The following is a 24,844-nucleotide window of genomic DNA, read 5'->3' on the forward strand; positions in this document are numbered from 1 at the left end:
GCCGGTCGTGGCGCGGGTCCGTAATCTTGCCCTATGACCGCTGTACTGCTGGCCGAGGACGATGAGGCCATCGCCGCGCCGCTCTCGCGCGCCTTGGGCCGGGAAGGCTACTCGGTCACCGTCGAACGCTTCGGTCCCGCGGTGCTGCGCCGCGCGCTCGAAGGCAACCACGATCTGCTGATCCTCGATCTCGGGCTGCCGGGAATGGACGGGCTCGAGGTGTGCCGTCAGGTGCGGGCGCGCGGCGCCGACCTGGCGGTGCTGATGTTGACCGCGCGCACCGACGAGGTCGACTTCGTGGTCGGGCTGGACGCGGGCGCCGACGACTACGTGGGTAAACCGTTCCGGCTGGCCGAACTGCTGGCCCGGGTGCGAGCGCTGTTGCGGCGCAGCGGAATCGGCGACGACACCGTCGAGGTCGGTGGCATCCGGCTCGAGCCCGCCGCGCGGCGGGTGCTGGTCAACGGTGTCGAGGTCGGCCTGGCCAACAAGGAGTACGAGCTGCTCAAGGTGCTCATCGACCGGGCGGGCCAGGTGGTTTCACGGGAGACCATCCTGCGCGAGGTGTGGGGCGATGCCGAACTGCGCGGCTCCAAGACCCTCGATATGCATATGTCGTGGCTGCGTCGCAAGATCGGGGACGAGGGGCCGATGGCGGAGCGGCGCATCGTCACCGTGCGCGGTGTCGGGTTCCGGCTGAACACCGACTGACGTGCGGCGCCGGATTCTGCGGTCCATGCTGACCGTGCTCATGCTCACCACGGTGGCGCTCGGCGTGCCGCTGACCTACACCGCGTGGCTGTGGGTCGAAGACATCACCCGCAACGACCTGCAGAACCGGCTCGAACGGATCGCGGTGGAAGTGATCGCCCAGGAACGCGAGGACGGCCGGGTGCACGACGGCCTGGATCTGCGCACGGTGCGTCCGCTGGTGCCCGACGACGGCAAGCTCACCATCATCTATCCCGCGCCGCACGACAATGCCTCGCAGGTCGATATCGGCCCCGAGCGGGTGCAGGATCCGCTGCTGGAGTCGCTGTCCATGGGCGCGTCGGGGTCGCTGCGGCTCGAGGTGCCGTCGGCGCCGATGCATGCCAGGCAGCGCCAGGCCGTCGCCGTGGTCGGCTTGGCCGTGCTGGCCTCCCTCAGCGCGGCGGTGGGGGTGGCGGTGGTGACCGCGCGCCGGGTCGCCGATCCGCTGCGCGACGTGGCGGCGCGGGCGGCGCGGCTGGCCATGGGTGATTTCCGGCCCGACCCGCGCAGGCACGGCATCGCCGAACTGGACCGCGTCTCCGACGTGCTCGATTCGGCGACCGTGGAGATCGCCGGCCGGCTGCAACGCGAGCACGCGCTGGTGGCCGACGTCTCCCATCAGTTGCGCAGCAGGCTCACCGCGGTACGGCTGCGGCTGGACGAGCTGTCGGCGCACCGGGATCCGGATGTGGTGCACGAGGCCGAGGAGGCGATGGCGCAGGTCGACCGGCTCACCGAGGCCATCGACGATCTGGTGCGCGCCTCCCGCGACGAGGATGCCACCGAGCGCGATCCGGTGCCTGTGATGGATGAGTTGCGCGGCATTGTCACCGAGTGGACCCACCCGTTCACCGAGGCCGGGCGCACGCTGCAACTGATCGGTGACGACCAGTTGCGCGCGCCGATCACCGGCTCCCGGTTGCGGGAGGCGGTCGCGGTGCTGATCGACAATGCGCTCATGCACGGCGGCGGCACCTGCACGGTGTCGGTGCGCACGGTACGTCCCGGTGGTGACCGGGAGCCGCTGGTGTGTGTGGAGATCGCCGATGAGGGCGACGGCGTCAGCGATGAGCTGGCCCCGCACATCTTCGATCGGGGTTTCTCCGGCGCCGGTTCGACCGGTGTGGGGCTGGCGCTGGCGCGGGCGTTGATCGAGGCCGATGGCGGGCGGCTGGAGTTGCAGCGGCGCAGGCCGGCGTTGTTCGCGGTGTTCCTCGGTGCGCCGACGGCGACGCGTCAGGCCAACGGTGTGGTGGGGGAGCCGCGGTAGCTTCGCGGCACTCAGCCCTGATGGCCGAGGCGGCGCTCTTCCTCGACGAGCTCTTCGAACTCTTCCATGATCTGTTCCATCTCATCGGGGAACACCCAGCGGCGCATGGCCCAGAAACGGAACGCCATCTGTAGCAGATTGCCGATGATGAACGCGCTGATGAAGTCGGCGACGTTCTCCACGAGGAAGCTGACGTCTGGTTGACGCAGGTGGAAGACGTAACTGGAAATCCACAGCGGCACGAAGCTCAGCACCACACCCACGCCGCTGACGGCGAAGAACAGCGCGGCTTCGTGGTGGCGTTCGCGGCCGCCGCGGTTCTTGAACGACCATTCTCGGTTGAGGATGTAGGAACAGATCACCGCGATCACACCGGAGATGATCTTCGCGGTGACCGGCTTAGGCTCGAGAACCGTCCACTTCAGTAGGTAGAAGATGCCGCTGTCGATGACGAATGTGGTCGCGCCGACGATCGCGAACTTGATCAGCTCACGGTGGCGATACGCGATCTCCTGCGCAGGCTTGGGAAGGACGCTGACCACGTCGTCGACGAATGACACAAGGCCCGAGTGTACCGGTAGCGGTCATTCGCACCGGACATGACAGTATTGACCGACGTGAGCGCACGTTCCTTCGATCCTTCGGCAATGCCGACCGTCACCATGATCGGCGGTGGCCAGCTCGCGCGCATGACGCACCAGGCCGCCATCGCACTCGGGCAGCGTCTGCGGGTCCTCGCCGAGCAGCCCGGCGATCCGGCCGCGCAGGTCAGCCCCGACGTCGTCCTCGGAAGTCACACCGACCTGGCCGCGTTGCGCGCCGCCGCGGTCGGCTCGCACGCGCTGACCTTCGATCACGAGCATGTGCCGACCGAGCACCTCGAGACACTGGTCGCCGAGGGCGTCAATGTGCAGCCGCCGCCGTCGGCGCTGCTCTATGCCCAGGACAAGCTGGCCATGCGGACGAAGCTGTCTGGCATGGGGCTGCCGGTGCCTGCGTTCGTCGAGGTCACCGAGCCCGCCGACGCGGTGAAGTTCGGTGCCGAGCAGGGCTGGCCGATCGTCGTCAAGGCGGTGCGCGGCGGCTACGACGGGCGCGGGGTGTGGATGCCCGAGGATGCCGCCGAAGCCGAGCGGATCGTCACCGACCAGCTCGCGCAGGGGGTGCGGCTGCTGGCCGAAGCGCGGGTGGACCTGAAGCGGGAGCTGTCGGCGATGGTGGCGCGCTCGCCGTTCGGGCAGGCCGCGACCTGGCCGGTGGTGGAGACCGTGCAGCGCAAGGGACAGTGCGCGGTGGTCATCGCGCCCGCGCCGGAGCTGTCCGAACAGGTCGGCGCCGAAGCCGAGACCATGGCGCTGGCGCTGGCCAGCGAACTCGGTGTGGTCGGCGCGATGGCGGTGGAGCTGTTCGAGACCCACGACGGCACGCTGCTGATCAACGAATTGGCCATGCGCCCGCACAATTCCGGGCACTGGGGCATGGACGGCGCCCGCACCGGCCAATTCGAGCAGCATCTGCGCGCGGTGCTCGACTACCCGCTCGGCGACACCAGCCCGCTGGCGCCGGTGACGGTCATGGCGAACATCCTCGGCGCCGCCGAGGCGCCCGCCATGTCGATGGACGAGCGGCTGCATCACCTGTTCGCCCGGATGCCGGATGCCAAGGTGCACCTGTACGGCAAGGGTGAGCGTCCCGATCGCAAGATCGGGCATGTGAACGTGCTGGGCGAGGATGTCGCCACGGTGCGGGAGAAGGCCGAGCGGGCGGCGCATTGGATGTCGCACGCCGTATGGACCGACGGATGGGATCCGCATGAGTGAGCAGCAGGGCCCGGCAGTCGGCCTGATCATGGGCAGCGACTCCGACTGGCCGACCATGGAGGCCGCCGCCGAGGCGCTGGCCGAGTTCGGGATCCGCTTCGAGGTCGGCGTGGTCTCCGCGCATCGCACTCCGCAGCGCATGCTCGACTACGCCCGTGAGGCCGCCGGGCGTGGCATCAAGGTCATCATCGCCGGCGCGGGCGGGGCCGCCCATCTGCCCGGCATGGTCGCCTCGGCCACGCCGCTGCCGGTGATCGGTGTCCCGGTCCCGCTGAAGTACCTCGACGGCATGGACTCGCTGCTGTCCATCGTGCAGATGCCCGCCGGTGTCCCCGTGGCGACCGTCTCCATCGGCGGCGCCCGCAACGCCGGCCTGCTCGCCGCCCGCATTCTCGCCACTCAGGACCCGGCCCTGCTCGAGCGCATGCGGCAGTTCCAAGCCGGACTCGAGCAGATGGTGCTGGACAAGGACGAAGCGCTGCGCCGCAAGCTGCTCGGCTGAGCAGCCACCGGGTGCTCGATACGGTGAAAAGATGACGACCGACGACTCGGCGCGGGTCAAAGCAGGCGACGACACCGTGCGCTTCCGGCTGGCCGTGGTGGATGTGGCGCTGCGATTGTTCGCCGAACAGGGGTATGAGGCGACGTCGGTGGACGAGATCGCCGAGGCCGCGGGTATTTCCCGGCGCACGTTCTTCCGGCAGTTCCGGTCGAAGGAAGACGTGATCTTCGCCGATCACGAGGCGCAGCTGGCGGCGGCGGGGGAGTACCTGGCCGCCAGCGATGAGGATCCGTGGGACGCGGTGTGCTCGGCGGTGGTGGGAGTGTTCGAGCGGTTCACCCAGTGGCGCGATATCGCCGCGCGCCGGTACCGGGTGGTGCGGCGGGTGCCCGCGCTGCGGGAACGCGAGATCGTGACGGTGTTCCGGTACGAGCGGTTGTTCACCGATTTTCTCCGTGAACAGTTGCCCGACGCGTCAGATCTGGCGCGGGTGCAGTTCACCGCCGCGGTCACCGCGACACACAACTATCTGTTGCGGCGGATGGTGCGCGGGGAATCCGATGCGGGCGCGGCCGATCTGCGGGTCGAACTGGCCGCGATTCCGCGCGGGGCGCAGCGGACGGAGTCGGAGGAGATGGTGGTCGCGGTGTTCCCACGCCATCTGCCGCCGCGCCGTGTCGCCGATCTGCTCGAACACCGTCTCGGTAACCTGTGAGCAGTCACACAGCTGGATCCTGACACTCAGTGCCATGCGGTCCCTGCCGGTAGTGCTGGGTTGGCGCGTATACTCGGCGTCGACGTGGCACTGAGTGCCGGACCAATCTGTGTGTCCGGAAAGGACCGCAGCTTTCACACACGATCAGGAGCGTGCCCGATGGCGGGAAACCCCGATTTCGACTTGTTCAAGCTCGAGGACTTCCACGATGAGCTGCGTGCGGCCATCCGCGGCCTGGCCGAAAAGGAGATCGCGCCCTACGCCAAGGACGTCGACGGCAACGCCCGCTTCCCGGAAGAGGCGCTGACCGCGCTCAACGCGGCCGGCTTCAACGCCGTGCACGTGCCGGAGGCCTACGGCGGCCAGGGTGCCGATTCGGTCGCCACCTGCATCGTCATCGAAGAGGTCGCCCGCGTCTGTGGCTCCTCCTCGCTGATCCCCGCGGTCAACAAGCTCGGCACCATGGGCCTGATCCTCAACGGCTCCGAGGAGCTGAAGCAGAAGGTCCTCGGCGACCTGGTGAACGGCAAGATGGCCTCGTACTGTCTGTCCGAGCGTGAGGCCGGGTCCGACGCCGCCTCCATGCGCACCCGCGCCAAGCAGGACGGCGACGAATGGGTGATCAACGGCTCCAAGTGCTGGATCACCAACGGTGGCAAGTCGGACTGGTACACGGTGATGGCCGTGACCGATCCCGACAAGGGCGCCGACGGCATCTCCGCCTTCATGGTGCACAAGGACGACGAGGGTTTCGTGGTCGGCCCGCTCGAGCACAAGCTGGGCATCAAGGGCTCGCCCACCGCCGAGCTGTACTTCGAGAACTGCCGGGTGCCGGGCGACCGCATCATCGGCGAGCCGGGCACCGGTTTCAAGACCGCCCTGCAGACCCTCGACCACACCCGTCCCACCATCGGCGCGCAGGCCGTCGGCCTGGCCCAGGGCGCGCTGGACGCGGCCATCGCCTACACCAAGGACCGCAAGCAGTTCGGCAAGGCCATCGCCGACTTCCAGAACACCCAGTTCATGCTGGCCGATATGGCGATGAAGGTCGAAGCGGCCCGCCTGATGGTCTACACCTCGGCCGCGCGTGCCGAGCGCGGCCAGCAGAACCTCGGCTTCATCTCCGCCGCGGCCAAGTGCTTCGCCTCCGATGTGGCCATGGAGGTCACCACCAACGCCGTCCAGCTCTTCGGCGGCGCCGGCTACACCACCGACTTCCCGGTCGAGCGGATGATGCGTGACGCGAAGATCACCCAGATCTACGAGGGCACCAACCAGATCCAGCGCCTGGTGATGAGCCGCGCCCTGCTCAAGGGCTGATTTCTCCGGCCGAGCGGCCGGACGAGTTCGGTGTGAAGGCCCCGTGCGATCGGACCACAATCGGTTCGATCGCACGGGGCCTTCGTTCCGTATAGCCGTATATGCGCCCCCATCGGTCGCTGCCCACCCGTCGCCCGGCTCGCCCAGCGCGCCCCGGATACGATGAGCGCGGCGCTCTCGGCCGTTGTGAACGCCGGTCTCGCCGATGGAACCGATAGCGAGGACCGTTCATGAACGAGCCGGCACCACAGCCGTCACGGAGACGTCGATACCTACTCCGCGCGGCTGTCGGATTCGCGCTAACGGTGGTGCTGCTGATCGCGGCCGCGTTCGGCGCCACCTCGATCATGTCGCTGCCGTCCCCGCCGACGCTGGCGCAGCTGATGTTCGCACCGCCGTCCACCCAGGGTGAGCTGTTCGCCTCGCGGACCGTGCCGGCCTCGCCGGAACCGCGGCCGCTGCCGAAAACCGAAGCACCGCTGCCGGATACGGTGCCATGGAAGGGCGCGCAGATCACGGTGTCCGAGTTCCTGGACACCACGAAGACCAACTCGTTCGTGGTGCTGCGCGATGGCGTGATGATCCACGAGTGGTACCGCGACGGCGTCGGCCCGGCCACGAAGCAGTCGTCCTGGTCGGTCGCCAAATCGGTGGTGTCGCTGCTGATCGGCCGGGCCGTCGACGCCGGGCAGATGAGCGAGGACGACCGGCTGGTCGACCTGCTGCCCGAACTCGCCACCGGCACCGACTACGACAAGGTCACCATCGGCGATCTGCTCGATATGAGTTCGGGCATAGACGTTTCGGAGAACTACAACAAGTGGGCGCCGTTCACCGGCACCGCCCGCATGTACCTGACCACCGATCTGGACGAGTTCGTCGACGGGCATCGCACGCTCGTCTTCCCGCCCGGCAGCAAGGGCGATTACCGCAGCGTCGACACCCAGCTGCTCGGGATGGCGCTGGCTCGGGTCACCGGCACCTCGCTGAGTGAGCTGCTGGCGCGCGATCTCTGGGCGCCGATCGGCGCCGTGGACGACGGCCTGTGGAATCTCGACCGCGAGGGCGGCCAGGAGAAGGCGTTCTGCTGCCTCAATGCCACCGCCCGCGATTTCGCCAAGATCGGCCAGCTGGTCGCCGACGGCGGACGTGTCGGCGAGCAGCAGATCGTGCCGCCGGCGTGGATCGAGCGGATCAGTACGCCGTCACCGCATCGGGTCTCCGATGAGGGGTACTCGGCGCAGTGGTGGCATCCGGATGGCGGCGACGGCGCCGACCTGTCGGCGGTCGGTGTCTACGGCCAATACATCTGGGTCGATCCGCCCAGCCGCACCGTCATCGTCAAGCTCAGCGATTACGGCACCTCGCAGGATGAGACGGAGACCTTCGAGGTCTTCCGCACCATCGCCCGCGCGGGCTGAACCGAGCGGGCCGCCGCTCACTTCACCAGGTCGGCGTACTCCGGATGCGAGCCGATGTACTGATCCACATACCAGCAGGTGGGGACGACGGAGAAGCCGTGTTCGCGGCTATCGGCGAGCGCGTATTCGACCACCTGGGCGGCCACACCGCGACCACGGAATTCCGGGAAGGTCATGGTGTGGTGGAAGTCGCGGACCTTGGTGTCCTCGCGTTCGGAGTAATCGGCATAGCCGGCGAGGGTGTCGTCGATGTAGATCTCGAAGCGGGTATCGGCGACATTGTGTTCGAGCCTGGTGGTCATATCGGGGTGGAACTCCTTCTCCGGCGCGGTTGTTCCGTATGCGGTCGATTCGATCACAGGATGGCGCCGGGATTGAGAATGCCGTGCGGGTCGAGCGCGTCCTTGATGCGGGTGGTCAACGCCATCACGTCGGGGCCGAGCTGATCGGGCAGCCAGGCCTTCTTGAGCCTGCCGACGCCGTGTTCGCCGGTGATGGTGCCGCCGAGGGTGATGGCCAGGTCCATGATCTCGCCGAAGGCCCGGTGCGCGCGCTCGGTCATGTCCGGATCGGTGGGGTCGTGCACGATCAGCGGGTGGGTGTTGCCGTCACCGGCGTGCGCGATCACCGACACGATCACATCGTTGCGTTCGGCGATCTCGGCGATGCCGTTGACCAGATCGCCGAGGCGCGGCAGCGGAACGCCGACGTCTTCGAGCAGCAGCGGCCCGAGTCGTTCCACCGCGGGGATGGCGAATCGCCTGGCCGCGGTGAAGGCTTCTCCTTCCTCGGCGTCCTCGGTGTGGAAGACCTCGGTGGCTCCGGCCTTCGCGCAGGCCGCGACCATGACCTCGGCCTCGTGCGCGGCGAACGCGCCGGGCGCGTCGGAGCGGGCGACCAGCAGCGCGGCGGCCTCGCGATCCAGGCCCATGCGCATCTCATCCTCCACGGCGTTGATCGCGACGGTGTCCATGAATTCGAGCATGGCCGGGCGCAGCGCGCCGGTGATGGACAGGATGGCCTCGGTCGCGGCGGTGAGCGTGCCGAAGGAGGCGACCACGGTGCTCTGCGGCGGTTGCGCGGGCAGCAGTCGCAGGGTGAGTTCGGTGATGACGCCGAGGGTGCCTTCGCTGCCGACGAACAGCTTCGTCAGCGACAGGCCAGCCGAATCCTTCAACCTCGGCCCGCCCAGCCGCACCGGCGTGCCGTCGGCCAGCACGACCTCCATGCCGAGCACGTAGTCGGTGGTGACGCCGTACTTCACACAGCACAGCCCGCCCGCGTTGGTCGCGGCGTTGCCGCCGATCGAGCACATCTCGAACGACGACGGATCCGGCGGGTACCACAACCCGTGCTCGGCGACGGCCCGCTTGACCTCGGCATTGAGCAGACCCGGCTGCACCACCGCGGTACGGGTGACCGGGTCGACGGTGATCGCGCGCATGCGTTCGGTGCTCAGCACGATCCCGCCGTCCACCGCGGTCGCCCCACCGGACAGCCCCGAGCCCGCGCCGCGCGGCACCACCGGTACCCGGCGCGCGTGTGCCCAGCGCAGGGTCGCCGCGACGTCGGCGGTGCCGGTCGCCCGGACCACCGCGAGCGGGGTACCGGCATCGGGGTCACGGGCCCAGTCGTGCCGGTAGCCGTCGAGCACATCGGGGTCGGTGACCACCGCGCCGTCGGGCAGGGAGTCGATCAGCTCGTGCAGGTCCACCCCGATAACACTAGGGCCACCGCCGCGAGCGCAAGCCATCGAATGTGATGTCGCGCGCCGGAGTGGCCCGGCGGCGGGTCGTGGGGCGACAATCAGCTGTCGGGGTTAGTGCACTGGTCGGGCGGAGGGATGGCGTTGATGCAAGTCGAACCGCAGAGTTGCCGGGAGCTGGTGGCCGCGATGTTGTCCGCCGAGTTCGTCGACGGCGGAGTCGATCCGGCGGCGTTGCGCCGCGTACACGCGGGTGAGCACGCCGAATGGGCGCTGGCCCTGGATCGGTCCGGGATGTTCGGCACCGATACCGTCGCGGCGGTCACCGCGCGGTGGCGCGAGGATCCGCGGGTGCTGTTGGATGCCCTGCTCACCGAGGCCGACGACGTCACCCGCCGCCGCTGCCTCACCGCATGGGCCGCACTCGATGACAGCGGCGCGGGCACCCGCGCTCGGATGGCCTAACCAGCTCGTTTCCCAGTTGATCATCTCGGTGACACCTGCCGCTGGCATGCTGGCCGCCGTGCATGATCTGGCCGTCGCCGCCGAGACCTTGGCCGAGCGTTTCACTCGCCTGTGCGAGGCCGTGGTCGCGCGGCTGCCCTGGGGCCTCGACCGCATCGTCGCGCCGACGTTCCTCGGGTTCGCGCTGATCAACAGCTTCACCTTCGCGGTGGATCTGGTGCTGCTCACCGCCCTGCACAGCGGGTTCGGGTTGCCGCTGTGGTTGTCGGTGACGGTCGGCTATGTGTGCGCGTTCGGGCTGGCCTTCCTCCTCAACCGCACCTTCAACTTCCATTCGCACGCCCCGATCGGCAGGCAGGCCGTGGTGTACGCGGTGGTCGTGCTGATCAACTACCTGGCCTTCATCCTCGGCGTCAGCACGGGCCTGGCCGCGCTGGGCCTCGAATACCACCTGTCCCGGCTCGCGGCCGGCGCCTGCGAGGCGGTCTACATGTACAGCGCGATGCGCTGGGTGGTCTTTCGCCGGCGCGCGGAACCCGCGTCCGACGTGACCTGACGGCGGCCGGCGGCGCCGAACGGAATCCGGGTGGATACGCAACGACCCGGCGGGCTCGCCGAGTCACTGAAGCAGTCTGACCGTGTCCCCGTCGACGACGACCACATCGTCATCGGTGAGCGCCCAGTGCTCGATGCCCGCGGCACGGTAGGCGGCGGCCAGCCGGTTGCCGTCACCGCCGGGGTCGGTGGGGGAATCGATGTGCGGGACGATGGGCCGGTCGATCAATCCCAGACCGTCCCAGCGCGGTTCGATGCCGCAGGCCGGTAGCACCTCGGCGGGATCGTCGGCGGTTTCCAGGCCGTGCAGATCGGGTGCGAGCACGCACGCTCCCGCGCTGTATCCCGCGTACACCAGGGCGTCGGCGGCGAGCAGCCGCCCGATGACGAGATCGGCGCCGCTGCGCGCGAACTGCGCTCGCAGCACGAAGGTATTGCCCCCGCGCACCCACAGCATCGGGAATTCGGCCAGCCGCTGCTCCAATGCCGCCGCGCGGCCGGTGTATTCGCGCAGATCCACTTCCTCCGGCCGATAGCCGAGCGTGCGCAGCGGCACCAGATCGCTGGTCACCGCCGCGGCTCGGGACTGCGGCCAGGCGTCGCAGGCGTTGGCGATCACCGCGACCCGGCCCGGCGCCCCGGCGAGTCCGGCGAGCGCGCCGGCGTGCGCGCCGAAACGGTAGGACGCCAGGAACAGTCGCATCGGTTCAGATGGTGAAGGCGAGGGTGCGCACCAGCCGCCTGCCCAGTTCGTCGTCGCCGGCGAAGCCGATCTCGCCCATCCGCGAATCGGCGGTCACCCGGCCGCCGCCGAGCCGGACCATCAGGCCGGAATCCAGCGTGATGGTCGTCGTCGGCGGCCCGTCGAAGCCGTCCACATAGCGGGCCCTGCCTTCGACCGCGATATGCAGCGTGCGCGCCAGTGGTCCGGTCAGTTCGAAGGTGATCCGCGAACCTTCCGGAGCCTTGCCGACCTTGGCGATCACTCGCGGCACGGTCTGTGCGAACTCCTGGAACGCCAGCTCGCCCCGTGGCCCGCCCTCGTCCACCCGGACGCCGAGCGCGTCGGCGAGATCCAATTCGTGCATCCAGCAGTCGAACAGCCGCACCCGCATGAACCGGCCGTAGCTCACCGGCCCGATCGGTGACTGGGTCTGCGCCTGCCACTGCGTCTCGTCCATCGCCGACAGCGCCTTGCGCCTGCGTTCGGTGACGTCGCGGAACCGTTGCAGCAGTGCGGATCCGGTGAGCGGGCGCAGCCGCTGGATCCAGATCTCGTTGAACACCGCCGTCTCGTTGCGCACGTGCGGCAACGAATGCACATCGATCTCCGGCTGCGAGCGATCGCGGGCCGGCGGCTTCTCCCCGAGCAGGAACGACTCGGTGCCCACCACATGGGCCACCACATCGAAGACGGTCCAGCCCGGCAGCGGGGTAGGGCTGCGCCACACATGCTCTTCCAGCCCGTCGACGAGGGTGGCGATGGCTTCCCACTGCTCCGGCAGCAGTGCGGTGAGCTCGGCCTGATTCGGCGTATCCGTCATCGTGGTGCGGGTCCTTCCCCCGTGCTGGTCTGATCGTTGTCGAATTCGGTTGCGGTCGAGGTCTTTTCGGTCTCGGCGCCGAGTGCGTCCAGGCCCGAGCGGATCGCGGCGGCGGTGGAGCCGGCCTCGTGCGGGCGGCGCAGCAGGAAGCCGGCCGCGAAGCGCAGCTTGTCGCCGTGCCTGCGTGGCACCACGTGCAGGTGCACATGCGGCACGGTCTGGAAGGCCGCTGTGCCATCGTTGAGGATGAGATTGGCGCCGTCGGCGGCCAGTCCGCCGCGCCGGATCGCCAGCGCCAGTCGATGCCCGGCGCGGAACAGTTCGGCTCCGGTATCGGGATCGAGGTCCTCGAGTTCGGTGGCATGACGTTTCGGCACCACAAGGGTGTGCCCGCGAGCGATCGGGCGGATGTCGAGAAACGCGCACAAAGTGTCGTCCTCGTACACCTTGGTCGCCGGAGCTTCACCCGCCACGATGCGGCAGAAGACGCAGTCGTTCACACGGCGACCATACGGCGTACGAGTGGCCTGGGACACCCCGCGGCCGGTTATCGGCGTGATGCCCATCACTGCGGTCGGCGGTCGCGGCTGTCCGACCGGCCGACGTACCTCCAGGTGGGTAACCCACCCGGACGTTCGCTCTTGTGCCGTTTGCGCTGCTCAGTCACGATCTGAGTCCGAAAGGGCAACCTAACCCGGGCGTCCGCGTGTGACCGGACTCTCAGCTAAGCTCACCGCGGTCCGGGTACAGTTGCCAGGATTTGGTGGAACTTACTCTTCGGTAACTTCGTTCGGCCGCCGTTCAGTGGCGCTGAGTCGTTCGGTAGAGCTAAGCCAGCACGAGAAGGAAGTCTGACAGGTGGAGACAACGCAAAACGTGGGCGAGGAGTCCCCGCGCGGAGCGCGTGTCGGAGTCGTTCGCGAAACCGGCGCGGGCGAACGACGTGTCGCATTGGTACCCAAGATCATTCCTGCCCTGGTGAAACAGGGCGTGCAGGTGGTCGTGGAATCCGGTGCCGGACTCGGCGCGCTCATTCCCGACGAGGCCTACATCGAGGCAGGCGCGACCATCGGCGATCCGTGGTCGGCCGAGGTCGTGGTCAAGGTCGCCCCGCCCAGCGACGCCGAAGTCGCCAAGCTGTCGGCCGGGCAGACGCTGATCGGGTTCCTGGCCCCGCGCAATGCCGACAACCAGATCGCCACGCTGAAATCGGCCGGCGTGCAGGCCTTCGCGGTCGAGGCCATCCCGCGCATCTCGCGCGCGCAGGTGATGGACGCGCTGTCCTCGCAGGCGAACGTGGCCGGCTACAAGGCCGTGCTGCTCGCGGCCTCGGAGTCGACCCGCTTCTTCCCGATGCTCACCACCGCGGCAGGCACTGTGAAGCCGGCCACCGTGCTGGTGCTCGGTGTGGGTGTGGCCGGTCTGCAGGCGCTGGCCACCGCCAAGCGGCTCGGCGGGCGCACCACCGGTTACGACGTGCGCCCCGAGGTCGCCGATCAGGTGCGTTCGGTCGGCTCGCAGTGGCTGGATCTCGGTATCGACGCCGCCGGTGAGGGCGGCTACGCCCGCGAGCTCACCGACGAGGAGAAGGCCAAGCAGCAGCAGGCCCTCGAAGACGCCATCAAGGGCTTCGACGTCGTCATCACCACCGCGCTGGTGCCGGGACGCCCGGCGCCGCGCCTGGTCACCGCCGCCGCGGTGGAGGGCATGAAGCCCGGCAGCGTGATCGTCGACCTGGCCGGTGAGACCGGCGGTAACTGCGAGCTGACCGAACCCGGCCAGACCGTGGTCAAGCACGGCGTCACCATCTGCTCGCCGCTGAACCTGCCCGCGACCATGCCCGAGCACGCCAGCGAGCTGTACTCGAAGAACATCGCGGCGCTGCTGGAACTGATGCTGGTCGACGGCAAGCTCGCCCCTGATTTCGACGATCAGGTGCTCGCCGATTCCTGCGTCACCCGCGAGGTGGAGAACTGATGTACACCGAACTGCTTGCCAATATCGCGATCCTGGTGCTGTCCGGCTTCGTCGGATTCGCGGTCATTTCCAAGGTCCCCAACACCCTGCACACCCCGCTGATGTCGGGCACCAACGCCATTCACGGCATCGTGGTGCTCGGCGCGCTGGTGACGCTCGGCAAGGTCGAGGACCCGTCGGTGCTGATGCAGGTGATCCTGTTCGTCGCCGTCGTCTTCGGAACCCTGAACGTCATCGGTGGTTTCGTGGTCACCGACCGCATGCTCGGCATGTTCAAGGGCAAGAAGCCGGCCGCATCTGGCAACACCGAGAAGGCGAGTCGCTGAGTCATGGACAACCTGGTCAACATTCTCTACATCGTCGCGTTCTCGCTGTTCATCTACGGTCTGATGGGCCTGACCGGCCCGAAGACCGCGGTGCGCGGCAACTGGATCGCCGCAGCCGGTATGGGCATCGCGGTGATCGCGACGCTGATCGCGGTGCGTGACACCGGCAACTGGATTCTCATCATCGCCGGCCTCGTGGTCGGTGTGGTGCTCGGCGTTCCGCCGGCCAAGTTCACCAAGATGACCGAGATGCCGCAGCTGGTCGCGGCGTTCAACGGCGTCGGCGGTGGCACGGTCGCGCTGATCGCGTGGGCCGAATTCCTCGACACCACCGGGTTCTCGAACTTCAAGCACGGCGAGGAACCGACCGTGCACATCGTGATCGGTTCGCTGTTCGCGGCGATCATCGGTTCGATCTCGTTCTGGGGTTCGCTGATCGCGTTCGGCAAGCTGCAGGAGATCCTGCCCGGCCGCCCGATCGGTCTGGGCAAGCTGCAGCAGCCGCTGAACCTGCTGCTGCTGGTCGGCTCGATCGCCGCCGCGGTCTACATCGGGGTGCAGGCCGCCGACGGCGGGGCCTCCCAGCTCTGGATGATCGCGGTGCTGGTGCTCGCGGGCATCCTGGGTCTGATGGTCGTGCTGCCCATCGGCGGCGCCGATATGCCCGTGGTGATCTCGCTGCTCAACGCCCTCACCGGTCTGTCGGCCGCGGCGGCCGGTCTGGCGCTGAACAACACCGCGATGATCGTTGCGGGCATGATCGTCGGCGCGTCCGGCACCATCCTCACCAACCTGATGGCCAAGGCGATGAATCGGTCCATCCCGGCCATCGTGGCCGGCGGGTTCGGTGGCGGCGGTGGCGCCGCGGCCGGTGCCGGTGGCGGTGAGGCCAAGCAGGCCAAGGCCACCTCGGCCGCCGACGCCGCGATCCAGATGGCCTATGCCAACCAGGTCATCGTGGTGCCCGGCTACGGTATGGCCGTCGCGCAGGCCCAGCACGCGGTCAAGGAGATGGCCGCGCTGCTCGAAGCCAAGGGCGTCGAGGTCAAATACGCCATCCATCCCGTCGCGGGCCGTATGCCCGGCCACATGAACGTGCTGCTGGCCGAGGCCGAGGTGTCCTACGACGCGATGAAGGAGATGGACGACATCAACGGCGAGTTCGGCCGCACCGATGTCGCCCTGGTGATCGGCGCCAACGACGTCACCAACCCGGCCGCCCGCGAGGACTCCTCCAGCCCCATCTACGGCATGCCGGTGCTCAACGTCGACCAGGCCAAGTCGGTCATCGTGCTCAAGCGCTCGATGAACTCCGGCTTCGCCGGCATCGACAACCCGCTGTTCTACGCCGACCACACCTCCATGCTGTTCGGCGACGCCAAGAAGTCCGTCGGTGAGGTCACCGAGGAACTGAAGGCGCTGTAATCCAGGCGGTTTCGCGCGAACACGGCCCGTCGTCCGGTAGGGACGGCGGGCCGTCGCGTTGCCGGTGAACCGATATTCGCTGGACGTTCCCCGTTCCGGCGCGAAGCATGGTGGCGATGTTCGAACACAGTGAAGCTCTGCGGCTGGTCGGCACACCGGAGGCGTCCGCGGATGCCACCGGCGGGCTCGACTGGTCGGTCCGGCTCGATTCCTACTATTCCGCGCGCGACGTGCTCGATGTGCTGGCACTGACGCCGTTCGCGCGCGGCGCGCTGCCCTGCTACCGGAAGGTGCATCTGGAGCGGGTACGTCCGCAGGCTTTGCTGCGTCCGGCCGGGTCGACGGTGTCGCGGATGGTCAACGAAGGCGGCAGCGTCTCGGTGCTGGTGCACGGTGACGGCTGGACCTTGCGGTCGGATCGCTGGGAGGACCGCAGCGGCGTCGTCGAAGTGGTCGCGGTCGACGATGAACTCGCCGAACGGATCATGACCGAGGCGACCCACGAGGCGGTGGACGAAACCATCGCCGACGACGTGGTCAAGATGGGTTTCTGGCATCTGGACGAGCACCAGGGCCCGCGCCGGCGCGTGCTCGACATCTCGACCCCGGCCTGGACCGATATTCGCGGCAACTACTCGGCCCCGGTGGCAGCAACACTGGATCGGCTGATGGCGCTGGCGGCGGCCGATATTCGCGGCAGGCTGTTGCTGCTGCACGGCGCGCCCGGCACCGGGAAGACCACCGCGCTGCGGGCCCTCGCGCGCTCCTGGGGTGCCTGGTGTCAGGCCGATTGTGTGCTCGATCCGGAGGTCTTGTTCTCCCAGCCGGGATACCTGATGTCGGCGGCGATGGGTGCCGACGGCGGCGAACAGGGGGCCGGGCGCTGGCGGCTGCTGGTGCTCGAGGATTGCGACGAACTGATCCGCGCCGAGGCCAAAGAGTCTGCGGGACAGGGCCTTTCCCGGCTGTTGAACCTGACCGACGGGATGCTCGGCCAGGGCCGGGATGTGCTGATCGCGATCACCACCAACGAGGATCTGTCCCGCCTGCATCCAGCTGTCACCCGGCCGGGGCGGTGCCTGGCCCAGCTCGAAGTGGGTCGGCTCAGCTATGCCGAATCGCTGGTCTGGCTGGGCGAACACGCTGAGCGCGTGGAGGTTCCGGCCGGCGGCGCGACGCTGGCGGAACTGATCGCGTTGCGGGATGGGGCCGACCAGATCGTGACGGCGGCCAAGCCGGCCGAATCCGGGATGTACCTGTAAGTTCGCCGGCGCGGGCGATCCCGCGCGGCACTTCCGTGAAGTCGTCGACGGCGGCGAATCCGATGGGCCGATTTTCGGGGGATGTCCCGGGTCGTCCGGCATGGCCGAATCCTGTTCTGGGTGTGGTGGTTTCGACGCAATCATGATCCACGCGGTGTGCGGGGCCGCCGGCCCGCTCGCGCGGCAGGGTGCTGGCGTGTCGGACCGCATGGCACGGGGGTTGCGGCGATGGCGCTGTTACCGTCGTCGGCATGCCGAGTATCGGAGCGAAGCTGTTGCGGACGCGGTGGTTCGTGCGGGCGCCCATCTGGGTGTTCCGAGCACGCCTCGGATTCCTGTTCGGTGGCCGGCTGCTGCTGCTCGAACATCTCGGCCGCACGTCCGGGCAGGTGCGCTACGTGGTGCTGGAGACGGTCGACCGGCCCGACGCCGACACCGTCATCATCGCCTCCGGCTTCGGCAAGACCGCACAGTGGTACCGCAACCTGCTGGCCGAACCGCACTGCCGGGTCAGCGTCGGATGGCGCCACCGCGCCCCCGCCGTGGCTCGCATGCTCGGCATCGAAGAAACCGCGGCTGTGCTGGCCGGGTACCGGGTGCGCCATCCGAAGGCGTACCAGGAGCTCAGCGGCGTCATCCAGGAGGCCACCGGGCAGGGTATCGACACCGTGCCGATGGTCGAGCTGTCGATGCGGGGCTGATCATTCGAGGCGTGCCTCGAGGCGGCTGTTTGCGCGGTGCGATTCGACAGGCGACGGATCGGCGGCCCGAGAACGGCCGGGACGTCGGAGCCCGCGTTGCGCGATCACTCCACGGAGTGCTTCGCCGATTCGGCCGGGGTGGTCGCGGCCGACGTTGCGGGCGGGGCCACGACACCGGCGAACACGCAGCACAGCACCACGATCGCCAAGGGCACCACGAACGTGGCCGTGAGCGGGATCAGCGCCGTGAGCCAGCCGATCACCGCCGGACCAGCAAGCAACCCCACATAGCCGATGCTGAACACCCGTGACATATCCGTCGCGGCATTGCCGGAACCGAGATTGCCAGCGGCGGTGAAGATCTGCGGGATGCCGCCCGCCAAGCCGAGCCCGCACAGCGCCCAGCCGGCCAGTGTGAGCGGCACCCACGGCGACACCAGGATGAGCAGCAATCCGAGCGCGGCGAGCAACGAACCGTAGCGCACCACCGCGACCCGGCCGAAGGCGCCGCTGACCCGGTCGGCGGTGAAACGGCCGAGCGTCATGGTGACCGAGAACGCGCCGAAAGCCAAGGCCGCGGTGGACTCGTCGGTATCGAGGTGCACGCGCATCTGCAGCGTGCTCCAGTCGTTGGCGACGCCCTCGGTGAGCAGGAGGCCGAACGCCAGCGCCGCCAGCGCCCACACCTTGCGGGAACCGCCGCCGTCGGCCTCGTCTGCCTCGTGTTGCGGTGGGGCATGCGGCAGCAGCCGGGGCAGGCAGGCCAGCACGATGACGACTCCCGCGGCCGCCGCCAGCGACATCGTCAGCCATGGCGGCCAGTTCAACCGCAGGGTGAGCGCTCCGGCCAGCGCGCCGAGCAGACCGCCCCCGGAGAACAGCGCGTGGAAGGCCGAAAGGATCGGGCGCCGATACTCCCGTTCCACATGCACCGCTTGGGTATTCATCGACACGTCCAGGGCGCCGTTGCCGAACCCGAACGCCGCCAGCGCGATCGCCAGCGACACCGGCCCGCTCGCCAGCCCCGGCCCGATCACACATACCGACGCCGTCACCCCGGCCACGCCGACCAGCGCCCGGCTGCCGAACCGGTCCGCGAGCGGCCCGGCCAACCGCATGCCCACGATGCCAGCGCCCGCCATCAACAGGATGAACATGCCGAGCGTGGAATGGGCGATGCCGGTGCGTTCGGTGATCGCCGGAATATGCACCACCCACATGGCGAGCAGGAACCCGTTGAGCCCGAAGACGGTGAACACCGCCGCGCGGGCGGTCCGCACCATCGGGTCGATCGTCGAGGCACCCACCGCCTCGACGGTACCGCCGCTCACCGGTTCGGACGAGCCGGATCCGCACCGGCTCCGTCGACGGGCCGCTCGGCGATGCGCATCGCCCAGGACCGGAACTCGGCGAGGTCGCCGAGCCCGTCGCGGACCTGCTGTGGCACGAAACGGGTTGTCGCCGCCTCGAGTAGGTCGCACAGCCCGAGATGCACCCATTCCCAGACTTTGACGTTGTACGCGTGCACGACCGGCCCCACCCGCGCACGGATGCTCGCGACCTCGGCGGCGGGGATGCCCGCGCGTGCCAGCCGGGCAACGGTGGCCTGCTGGGCCGCCTCGGAGAACTCGGTGTCCAGATATGGTTCGAGCAGGTCGGCCCACACGTCGACGCGGTGCGTGATCGGAATGGCATTCGCCGTGCAGAACTCGGTCAGCTCGTCGCGCTGCTTCGCCGACACGAACAGCGTGAGCCCCGTGCGGGTGCGGATCTCCGGCGGAAACGCGGCCGGGTCGGCGTCGCGAATATCGGCGGCGGGCACTTCACGCCCGTCGGGCAGGTCGGCGGCCGAGAGGTGCTCGCTGCCGAAGCACACCCGGTCCTCGGTGAAAACGACGTCGATCCCCATCATGCGCGCCCCCTTTCTCGATGCGTTCCATACTCGCATCCGGCACCGACAGAATCGGCGTAGTTGCGGGCCGATGCGGGTGTTTTCGTACGGTTCGCCGCCGGTGCGCCGCGTCGTACAGTAAGGGCATGGACGCGCTGGCCGGCTTGCTCGAAGGCCCACGGGCACGCGGTGCCTTTCTGATGCGGTCGGTGCTGCAACCGCCGTGGTCGCTGCGCATCGAGGACGAGGCGCCGTTGACGGTGCTCGCGATGATCAGGGGAAGTGCGTGGCTCATGACCGATGACGAACCCGAGGGCCGCCGGGCGAACGCGGGCGACGTCGTGGTGTTCAGCGGCGGACGCCCATACGACGTGGCCGACGATCCGTCCACCGAACCGCAGATCATCATCAAGCCCGGCCAGGTGACGATGACGCCCGACGGTGACATCCTCTGCGAGACCCTGAGTCTGGGCGTGCGCGAGTGGGGCACCGACCCGAACGGCGAGACCATGATGGTCACCGGCACCTACGAATCGGCGGGTGCGGTCAGCCAGGGTCTGTTGCGCGCCCTTCCGCCTGTCATCGTGCTGCCGCGCGGTGAATGCGACACCCGGCTGCTCGAACTGCTCGTCGATGAGATGTCCAAGGATCAGCCCGCACAGGGCGCCGTCCTGGATCGCCTGCTGGACCTGCTGCTCATCGCGGCCCTGCGCGCCTGGTTCGCCCGTAACGACGCCCCCGCGTGGTACCACGCCTACGACGATCCGCTGGTCGGCAAGGCACTGCGGCTGTTGCAGCACAATCCGGCGCACGGCTGGACGGTGGCGAGCCTGGCCGCGGCGGTCGGGGTGTCGAGGGCCGCGCTGGCGCGCCGGTTCACCGATCTGGTGGGGGAGCCGCCGATGGCGTTCCTGACCGAATGGCGGCTGGCGCTGGCGGCCGACCTGCTCCAGGACTCCGACGCCACCATCGAGTCCATCGCGCGCCAGGTCGGTTACGGCAGCGCGTTCGCGCTCAGCTCGGCCTTCAAACGCCAGTTCGGCGTGAGCCCGCGCGACCACCGCAGGGGCGCGGGACCGTCGCCGGTATCGTCGGCCGGGTGACGCAGCAGTATCCGGTGCTCTGGCCGGTGCCCACCCGGTGGGCCGACAACGACCACTACGGGCACGTCAACAACGTGACCTACTACTCGTACTTCGACACCGCGGTCAACGCGTGGTTGATGCACGCCACCGGCACCGATATCCGCGACCTGCCCGCCCTCGGGGTGGTGGCGCAGACCTCGTGCCAGTACCTCGGCTCGATCAGCTTCCCCGACCAACTCCAGGTCGGCCTGCGGATCTCGCGGCTCGGCCGCTCCAGCATCACCTACGACCTGGCGATCTTCCGCGAGGCCGACGGCGCGCTGGAGTTGGCCGCCACCGGCACCTTCGTGCACGTCTACGTGGATTCCGAGACCCGCAAGCCGGTGCAGATCCCCGAGGTCATCCGTACCGCCGCGGCCCAGCTCGTCACGGACTGATCAGGCCATCGAATTCTGTAGGGCCGCCTGGAACCGGCGCATACCGTCGAGCCAGCGGTCGTAATCGCTGCCCTTGTAGCGGTACATCTTCAGCACCTCTGGATGCGGGAGGATGAGGAAGGTCTCGGCCTCGATACCGGCCATCACCGTCTCGGCGACCTCTTCCGGGGTGAGTACCGCACCGGCCGTCGTCACCGCCTTGATCGCGAGTTCGCCGGCCTCGGCATTCTCCGGCGGCATCATGCCACCGTGCAGCAGTTGGGTGTCCACTCCCATCGGGCACAGGCAGCTGACCCGAATGCCCTTGTCGCCGTAGGTCACCGACAACCATTCGGCGAAGCCCACCGCCGCATGCTTGGACACCGAGTACGGCGCCGACCCGATCTGGGTGAGCAGACCCGCCGCCGACGCGGTCGTCACGAAGTAGCCGCTGCCTCGTTCCAGCCATCCGGGCACGAGCTGCCGTGCCGCGCGCACATGCCCGAGCACATTGACCTCGAGCGCGGCCGTCCACTGCGCATCGGTGCTGTCCAGGCCGGGCCCGCCGCCGATGCCCGCATTGGCGAAGAACAGGTCCACCGGGCCGAATTCGGCTTCGGCGCGTTCGATGAGAGTGGCGATCACCGCGTCGTCGGCGACGTCACCGCCCACCGCGATCGCGGCGGTGCCGAGCGAATCCGCCACGTCCTGCGCCGCCGCGACGTCGAGATCCGCGACCACCACGCGCGCGCCGCCCGCTACCAGCCGTCGCGCCAGCGCCGCTCCGATTCCCGCGCCGGCTCCGGTGACGACGGCGACTTTGCCCGAAATATCCATGCCCGCACGATAGCGGTCGCATGCTCGCGCCGTGCCCGGACGATCTCGCAGCTGACTCCGCATCGGCCACCGATATCCGCGACGCCCGGTCAGCCCGATTCGGCGATCCGTTCCAATAGCGGCGAGATCCGCGGCCCGACCAATTCGCGCATCACCAGAGCCATATTGGTCCGCTCCACGCCCGGGATCTTCAGGATGCGGCCGGTGATGCGGTAGAGATCGTCCGCGTCGCGGGCCACCACACGGACGGTGAGATCGGTGGCACCGGTCATGCCGCAGACCTCGGTGACCTCGGGGACTTCGGCGAGTTCGTCGACCACGGGATCGAGTTTGTGCTGGTCGACCACCACGGCCACGAACGCGGCCAGCGGATAGCCCAGCGCTCGCGCCTCGACGCGACGCTCGAAACTGGCCAGCACACCATTGGCCTCCCACCGCGCCAGTCGCGCCTGCACGGTATTGCGGGACAACCCGAGCCGCGCGGCCAGCTCGACACCGGTCGCTCGCGGGTTGTCCACCAGTTCCAGCAGCAGCCGCGCGTCGGTGGCGTCGACGGCGGGATCGGCGAGCTCTCGACCGGTCATATATCGCATGATGACACGCGCCGGCTGCCTGACACGGGCGATCAGTGCCTGCGGCGGCCTTGGTGTGCCAGGCACGGGCGGAGTATCCGCCCGTGCCCTCGATTCGGCCTACCGTCAGTACGGGCAGGTGATCGACGAGCCGCACATCAGGCGATCGATCAGCGAAAGCACCGCGCTACCCGAGGACGCCCCGCCCGGTGCGGGTTCACCCGGTGCGACCACCGGGGTGACCATCGGGGTGACGGGCAGCGGCTCGGCGATGGCCGGACCCGCGGTGAGAACGGTGCCGAGAGCCAGTGCCGCGACGCCTGCGCCGAGCAGCTTGGTGAACGACATGAGAAATCCTTTGTTCGACTGCGGTGAGATCGTCTCGGTCGCGGATCGGACCGAGCCGTGCGGCATCGCCAGAGCCGGCATCTCGATGGCGATGCTGGGCGCGAGGACGGCCGAATATGCCCTTCTTCTAACAGGTTTGGCTCGGCCGCGCGGCCCACGGAGACTATCGGGGTGCCCGTCGGGCCGTTACAGCGGAACTTCTGGCTGTGGTTACCAGGTCCGATCCGTCGGCTCCGTTCTCGTACGAGACGACGGTGCGACTCGGCGCAGCCATGGTGGGCCTGGGTGGGTCATCGAGTCCGCCCGTCCGCCTGCCGGGGCTCAGTTCCGCCTCGGAGCAGCGGTGATAGCGCCGCGCCGAGTAGTTGATCTGTCACAACGTGCAATATGACCGGCGCCGGTGCCCCGGAATCGCGCACTCTGCTCAGTTTCGTGTCGCTCGCTTGCGCACAACGCAGGATCGTGGATGCTGTGTGATACAGGACACAATCCTGACTCCGATGTGCAGGAGGCGGTGAAGGAGATGCTCGGCAAACCCAGCTATCCGGTACAACTGATCCAGCCCGACGGACGGCGCGTCCTCGACCGCGAACACGCCGCGGTGGTCGCCGATGTCGGGCCCGACAGGCTGCGTGACCTCTACGAAGACCTGGTGGTGACCCGCCGCATCGACACCGAGGCGACAGCCTTGCAGCGGCAGGGCCGGCTCGGGCTATGGGCGCCATTGCTCGGCCAGGAGGCCGCGCAGGTGGGATCGGCGCGCGCCCTGCGCCCCGACGACTATGTGTTCTGCAGCTACCGGGAGTCCGCGGTCGCCTATTGCCGCGGCGTCGACCCGGCCCGATTGACCCGGATGTGGCGCGGTGTCGCCCATTCCTGCTGGGATCCCGATGCCATCAATATGACCAATCCGGCCATCGTCGTCGGCGCGCAGGGCTTGCACGCCACCGGCTACGCCTACGCCGCGCATCTGGAAGGCGCCGATATCGCCGCCATCGCCTACTTCGGTGACGGCGCCACCAGTCAGGGCGATATCGCCGAGGCGCTGGGTTTCGCCGCGAGCTGGAGCGCGCCGGTGGTGTTCTTCTGCCAGAACAATCACTGGGCGATCAGCGAACCGGTCCGGTTGCAGAGCGCAACCCCCATCGCCCAGCGCGCCCTCGGCTACGGCATCCCCTCGGTGCAGGTCGACGGCAATGATGTGCTGGCGGTGCTCGCCGTCACCCGGCAGGCGCTGGCCCGCGCTCACGCCGGTGGCGGCCCGTCGTTCATCGAGGCGATCACCTACCGGATGGGTCCGCACACCACCGCCGACGATCCGACCCGCTATCGCTCCGACGCCGAAACCGAGGAATGGAAGAGGCGCGACCCGATCGACCGGGTGCACCGGCTGCTCGATCGGGAGAACCTGCTGGACGAGCAGTTCGAGCAGCGGGTCCGCGACAAGGCCGACGAGATCGCCACCGTGGTCCGCACCGCGACCATCGACATGCCCGATCCCGATCCGATGGAGCTGTTCGATCACGTCTACAGCACCGAGCATCCGCTGATCGCCGAACAACGGCGCGCGTATGCGCAGCACCTGGCCGCCCACGCGCCTACGGAAGGAGTCCCGTCATGATCACCACCTTCGCAGCCGCACTCAATTCCGGTCTGCGCCGGGCGCTGGAGGACGATCCGAAGGTGCTGCTCATGGGCGAGGACATCGGCCGCCTCGGTGGGGTGTTCCGGGTGACCGACACGCTGCAGAAGGATTTCGGCAACAACCGCGTCATCGATGCGCCGCTGGCTGAATCCGGCATCATCGGAACCGCGTTCGGCATGGCGCTGCGTGGATTCCGGCCGGTGTGCGAGATCCAATTCGACGGGTTCGTCTACCCGGCCTTCGACCAGATCGTCTCCCAGGTGGCCAAGATCCACTATCGAACCCAGGG

Annotated in this window: 27 protein-coding genes and 2 pseudogenes; 18 read left to right on the forward strand and 11 right to left on the reverse strand. The window is 68.5% G+C overall.

The annotated features are described in order from the left end of the window. Positions 1-33: 33 nt before the first annotated feature. Together RJ05_RS05135 and RJ05_RS05140 are read left to right on the forward strand one after the other, a co-directional pair. Positions 34-711 carry a response regulator transcription factor gene (locus RJ05_RS05135; protein ID WP_036533618.1) on the forward strand — a complete coding sequence of 226 codons (678 nt, stop codon included), beginning with the start codon at positions 34-36 and terminating at the stop codon, positions 709-711. Between the two features lies 1 nt (position 712). Beyond that, on the forward strand, positions 713-2,023 hold the full coding sequence (locus tag RJ05_RS05140) for a sensor histidine kinase (protein ID WP_036533620.1): 1,311 nt from the start codon (positions 713-715) through the stop codon (positions 2,021-2,023). A 76-nt stretch (positions 2,024-2,099) separates the two neighbouring features. Here the strand turns inward: RJ05_RS05140 and RJ05_RS05145 are convergent. Beyond that, positions 2,100-2,583 (reverse strand): annotated as a pseudogene (locus tag RJ05_RS05145) (GtrA family protein); the annotation flags it as partial. Positions 2,584-2,622: 39 nt separating this feature from the next. Between RJ05_RS05145 and RJ05_RS05150 the strand changes: the two are divergent. From RJ05_RS05150 to RJ05_RS05170, 5 genes are all read left to right on the forward strand, one after another. Beyond that, the gene (locus RJ05_RS05150; RefSeq protein WP_036533625.1) at positions 2,623-3,843 is read left to right on the forward strand and encodes a 5-(carboxyamino)imidazole ribonucleotide synthase; all 1,221 of its coding nucleotides are present in this window, start codon (positions 2,623-2,625) and stop codon (positions 3,841-3,843) included. After that, complete coding sequence (gene purE / locus RJ05_RS05155) at positions 3,836-4,345, forward strand: 5-(carboxyamino)imidazole ribonucleotide mutase (protein ID WP_036533627.1); 510 nt, start codon at positions 3,836-3,838, stop codon at positions 4,343-4,345. Before RJ05_RS05150 ends, purE begins: the two co-directional genes overlap by 8 nt. A gap of 31 nt (positions 4,346-4,376) precedes the next feature. Beyond that, positions 4,377-5,060 carry a TetR family transcriptional regulator gene (locus RJ05_RS05160; protein ID WP_036533629.1) on the forward strand — a complete coding sequence of 228 codons (684 nt, stop codon included), beginning with the start codon at positions 4,377-4,379 and terminating at the stop codon, positions 5,058-5,060. Between the two features lie 159 nt (positions 5,061-5,219). Beyond that, positions 5,220-6,380, forward strand: coding sequence for an acyl-CoA dehydrogenase (locus RJ05_RS05165; RefSeq protein WP_036533631.1), 1,161 nt, complete (start codon positions 5,220-5,222; stop codon positions 6,378-6,380). Between the two features lie 305 nt (positions 6,381-6,685). Next, on the forward strand, positions 6,686-7,801 hold the full coding sequence (locus RJ05_RS05170; protein ID WP_249040552.1) for a serine hydrolase domain-containing protein: 1,116 nt from the start codon (positions 6,686-6,688) through the stop codon (positions 7,799-7,801). A 17-nt stretch (positions 7,802-7,818) separates the two neighbouring features. Here the strand turns inward: RJ05_RS05170 and RJ05_RS05175 are convergent, their stop codons facing one another. Next, complete coding sequence (locus RJ05_RS05175; RefSeq protein ID WP_324195225.1) at positions 7,819-8,157, reverse strand: GNAT family N-acetyltransferase; 339 nt, start codon at positions 8,155-8,157, stop codon at positions 7,819-7,821. Then, entirely contained in the window at positions 8,157-9,554 is a 1,398-nt protein-coding gene (locus RJ05_RS05180; protein WP_051016259.1) for an FAD-binding oxidoreductase, read from the reverse strand. The genes RJ05_RS05175 and RJ05_RS05180 overlap by 1 nt, the downstream gene beginning before the upstream one ends. A 99-nt stretch (positions 9,555-9,653) precedes the next feature. Between RJ05_RS05180 and RJ05_RS05185 the strand changes: the two genes are divergently transcribed. Beyond that, positions 9,654-9,971 (forward strand): hypothetical protein, encoded by a 318-nt coding sequence (locus RJ05_RS05185; RefSeq protein ID WP_036533707.1) that lies wholly within the window; start codon positions 9,654-9,656, stop codon positions 9,969-9,971. A 46-nt stretch (positions 9,972-10,017) separates the two neighbouring features. Beyond that, on the forward strand, positions 10,018-10,527 hold the full coding sequence (locus RJ05_RS05190; RefSeq protein WP_051016260.1) for a GtrA family protein: 510 nt from the start codon (positions 10,018-10,020) through the stop codon (positions 10,525-10,527). 63 nt (positions 10,528-10,590) lie between these two features. On the opposite strand, the gene RJ05_RS05195 is transcribed toward RJ05_RS05190, so the two are convergent. The 3 genes from RJ05_RS05195 to RJ05_RS05205 are packed head-to-tail and all read right to left on the reverse strand — an operon-like array spanning position 10,591 to position 12,570. Next, a complete protein-coding gene (locus RJ05_RS05195) occupies positions 10,591-11,229 on the reverse strand; it encodes a Type 1 glutamine amidotransferase-like domain-containing protein (RefSeq protein WP_036533639.1) in 639 nt (212 codons plus the stop codon). A gap of 4 nt (positions 11,230-11,233) precedes the next feature. Then, positions 11,234-12,070 carry a maleylpyruvate isomerase family mycothiol-dependent enzyme gene (locus RJ05_RS05200; protein WP_036533642.1) on the reverse strand — a complete coding sequence of 279 codons (837 nt, stop codon included), beginning with the start codon at positions 12,068-12,070 and terminating at the stop codon, positions 11,234-11,236. Then, the gene (locus RJ05_RS05205) at positions 12,067-12,570 is read right to left on the reverse strand and encodes an HIT family protein (protein WP_051016261.1); all 504 of its coding nucleotides are present in this window, start codon (positions 12,568-12,570) and stop codon (positions 12,067-12,069) included. The genes RJ05_RS05200 and RJ05_RS05205 overlap by 4 nt, the downstream gene beginning before the upstream one ends. Positions 12,571-12,928: 358 nt before the next feature. On the opposite strand from RJ05_RS05205, the gene RJ05_RS05210 reads away from it, so the two are divergent. From RJ05_RS05210 to RJ05_RS05230, 5 genes are all read left to right on the forward strand, one after another. Beyond that, a complete protein-coding gene (locus RJ05_RS05210; protein WP_051016262.1) occupies positions 12,929-14,047 on the forward strand; it encodes a Re/Si-specific NAD(P)(+) transhydrogenase subunit alpha in 1,119 nt (372 codons plus the stop codon). Continuing rightward, positions 14,047-14,373 (forward strand): NAD(P) transhydrogenase subunit alpha part 2, encoded by a 327-nt coding sequence (locus RJ05_RS05215; RefSeq protein ID WP_036533645.1) that lies wholly within the window; start codon positions 14,047-14,049, stop codon positions 14,371-14,373. The genes RJ05_RS05210 and RJ05_RS05215 overlap by 1 nt, the downstream gene beginning before the upstream one ends. A gap of 3 nt (positions 14,374-14,376) precedes the next feature. Continuing rightward, complete coding sequence (locus tag RJ05_RS05220; protein WP_036533647.1) at positions 14,377-15,798, forward strand: NAD(P)(+) transhydrogenase (Re/Si-specific) subunit beta; 1,422 nt, start codon at positions 14,377-14,379, stop codon at positions 15,796-15,798. A gap of 116 nt (positions 15,799-15,914) precedes the next feature. Beyond that, positions 15,915-17,060, forward strand: a complete 1,146-nt coding sequence (locus RJ05_RS05225; RefSeq protein ID WP_228790900.1) for a DUF5925 domain-containing protein — start codon at positions 15,915-15,917, stop codon at positions 17,058-17,060. A gap of 251 nt (positions 17,061-17,311) precedes the next feature. Further along, the gene (locus RJ05_RS05230) at positions 17,312-17,761 is read left to right on the forward strand and encodes a nitroreductase family deazaflavin-dependent oxidoreductase (RefSeq protein ID WP_036533650.1); all 450 of its coding nucleotides are present in this window, start codon (positions 17,312-17,314) and stop codon (positions 17,759-17,761) included. Between the two features lie 104 nt (positions 17,762-17,865). On the opposite strand, the gene RJ05_RS05235 is transcribed toward RJ05_RS05230, so the two are convergent. Together RJ05_RS05235 and RJ05_RS05240 are read right to left on the reverse strand one after the other, a co-directional pair. Then, a complete protein-coding gene (locus tag RJ05_RS05235; protein ID WP_051016268.1) occupies positions 17,866-19,044 on the reverse strand; it encodes an MFS transporter in 1,179 nt (392 codons plus the stop codon). A gap of 44 nt (positions 19,045-19,088) precedes the next feature. Then, entirely contained in the window at positions 19,089-19,673 is a 585-nt protein-coding gene (locus RJ05_RS05240) for a hypothetical protein (protein ID WP_138445691.1), read from the reverse strand. 125 nt (positions 19,674-19,798) lie between these two features. On the opposite strand from RJ05_RS05240, the gene RJ05_RS05245 reads away from it, so the two are divergent. Both RJ05_RS05245 and RJ05_RS05250 read left to right on the forward strand, forming a co-directional pair. After that, on the forward strand, positions 19,799-20,755 hold the full coding sequence (locus RJ05_RS05245; protein ID WP_036533654.1) for an AraC family transcriptional regulator: 957 nt from the start codon (positions 19,799-19,801) through the stop codon (positions 20,753-20,755). Then, positions 20,752-21,174, forward strand: coding sequence for an acyl-CoA thioesterase (locus RJ05_RS05250; RefSeq protein WP_234012339.1), 423 nt, complete (start codon positions 20,752-20,754; stop codon positions 21,172-21,174). Before RJ05_RS05245 ends, RJ05_RS05250 begins: the two co-directional genes overlap by 4 nt. On the opposite strand, the gene RJ05_RS05255 is transcribed toward RJ05_RS05250, so the two are convergent. The 3 genes from RJ05_RS05255 to RJ05_RS05265 all read right to left on the reverse strand — a co-directional run bounded on the left by RJ05_RS05255 (position 21,175) and on the right by RJ05_RS05265 (position 22,910). Continuing rightward, positions 21,175-21,990, reverse strand: a complete 816-nt coding sequence (locus RJ05_RS05255; protein ID WP_036533655.1) for an SDR family oxidoreductase — start codon at positions 21,988-21,990, stop codon at positions 21,175-21,177. 89 nt (positions 21,991-22,079) lie between these two features. Then, a complete protein-coding gene (locus tag RJ05_RS05260) occupies positions 22,080-22,574 on the reverse strand; it encodes an Lrp/AsnC family transcriptional regulator (protein ID WP_014349364.1) in 495 nt (164 codons plus the stop codon). A gap of 114 nt (positions 22,575-22,688) precedes the next feature. After that, positions 22,689-22,910 carry a hypothetical protein gene (locus RJ05_RS05265; RefSeq protein WP_104897712.1) on the reverse strand — a complete coding sequence of 74 codons (222 nt, stop codon included), beginning with the start codon at positions 22,908-22,910 and terminating at the stop codon, positions 22,689-22,691. 523 nt (positions 22,911-23,433) lie between these two features. On the opposite strand from RJ05_RS05265, the gene pdhA reads away from it, so the two are divergent. Next, the gene (pdhA, locus tag RJ05_RS05270; RefSeq protein WP_036533715.1) at positions 23,434-24,531 is read left to right on the forward strand and encodes a pyruvate dehydrogenase (acetyl-transferring) E1 component subunit alpha; all 1,098 of its coding nucleotides are present in this window, start codon (positions 23,434-23,436) and stop codon (positions 24,529-24,531) included. Then, positions 24,528-24,844 (forward strand): annotated as a pseudogene (locus tag RJ05_RS05275) (alpha-ketoacid dehydrogenase subunit beta); the annotation flags it as partial. The gene pdhA and the pseudogene RJ05_RS05275, both read left to right, overlap by 4 nt.

It is taken from the genome of Nocardia cyriacigeorgica NBRC 100375 (assembly GCF_000308555.1).
In the GTDB taxonomy this organism is placed as follows: domain Bacteria; phylum Actinomycetota; class Actinomycetes; order Mycobacteriales; family Mycobacteriaceae; genus Nocardia; species Nocardia cyriacigeorgica.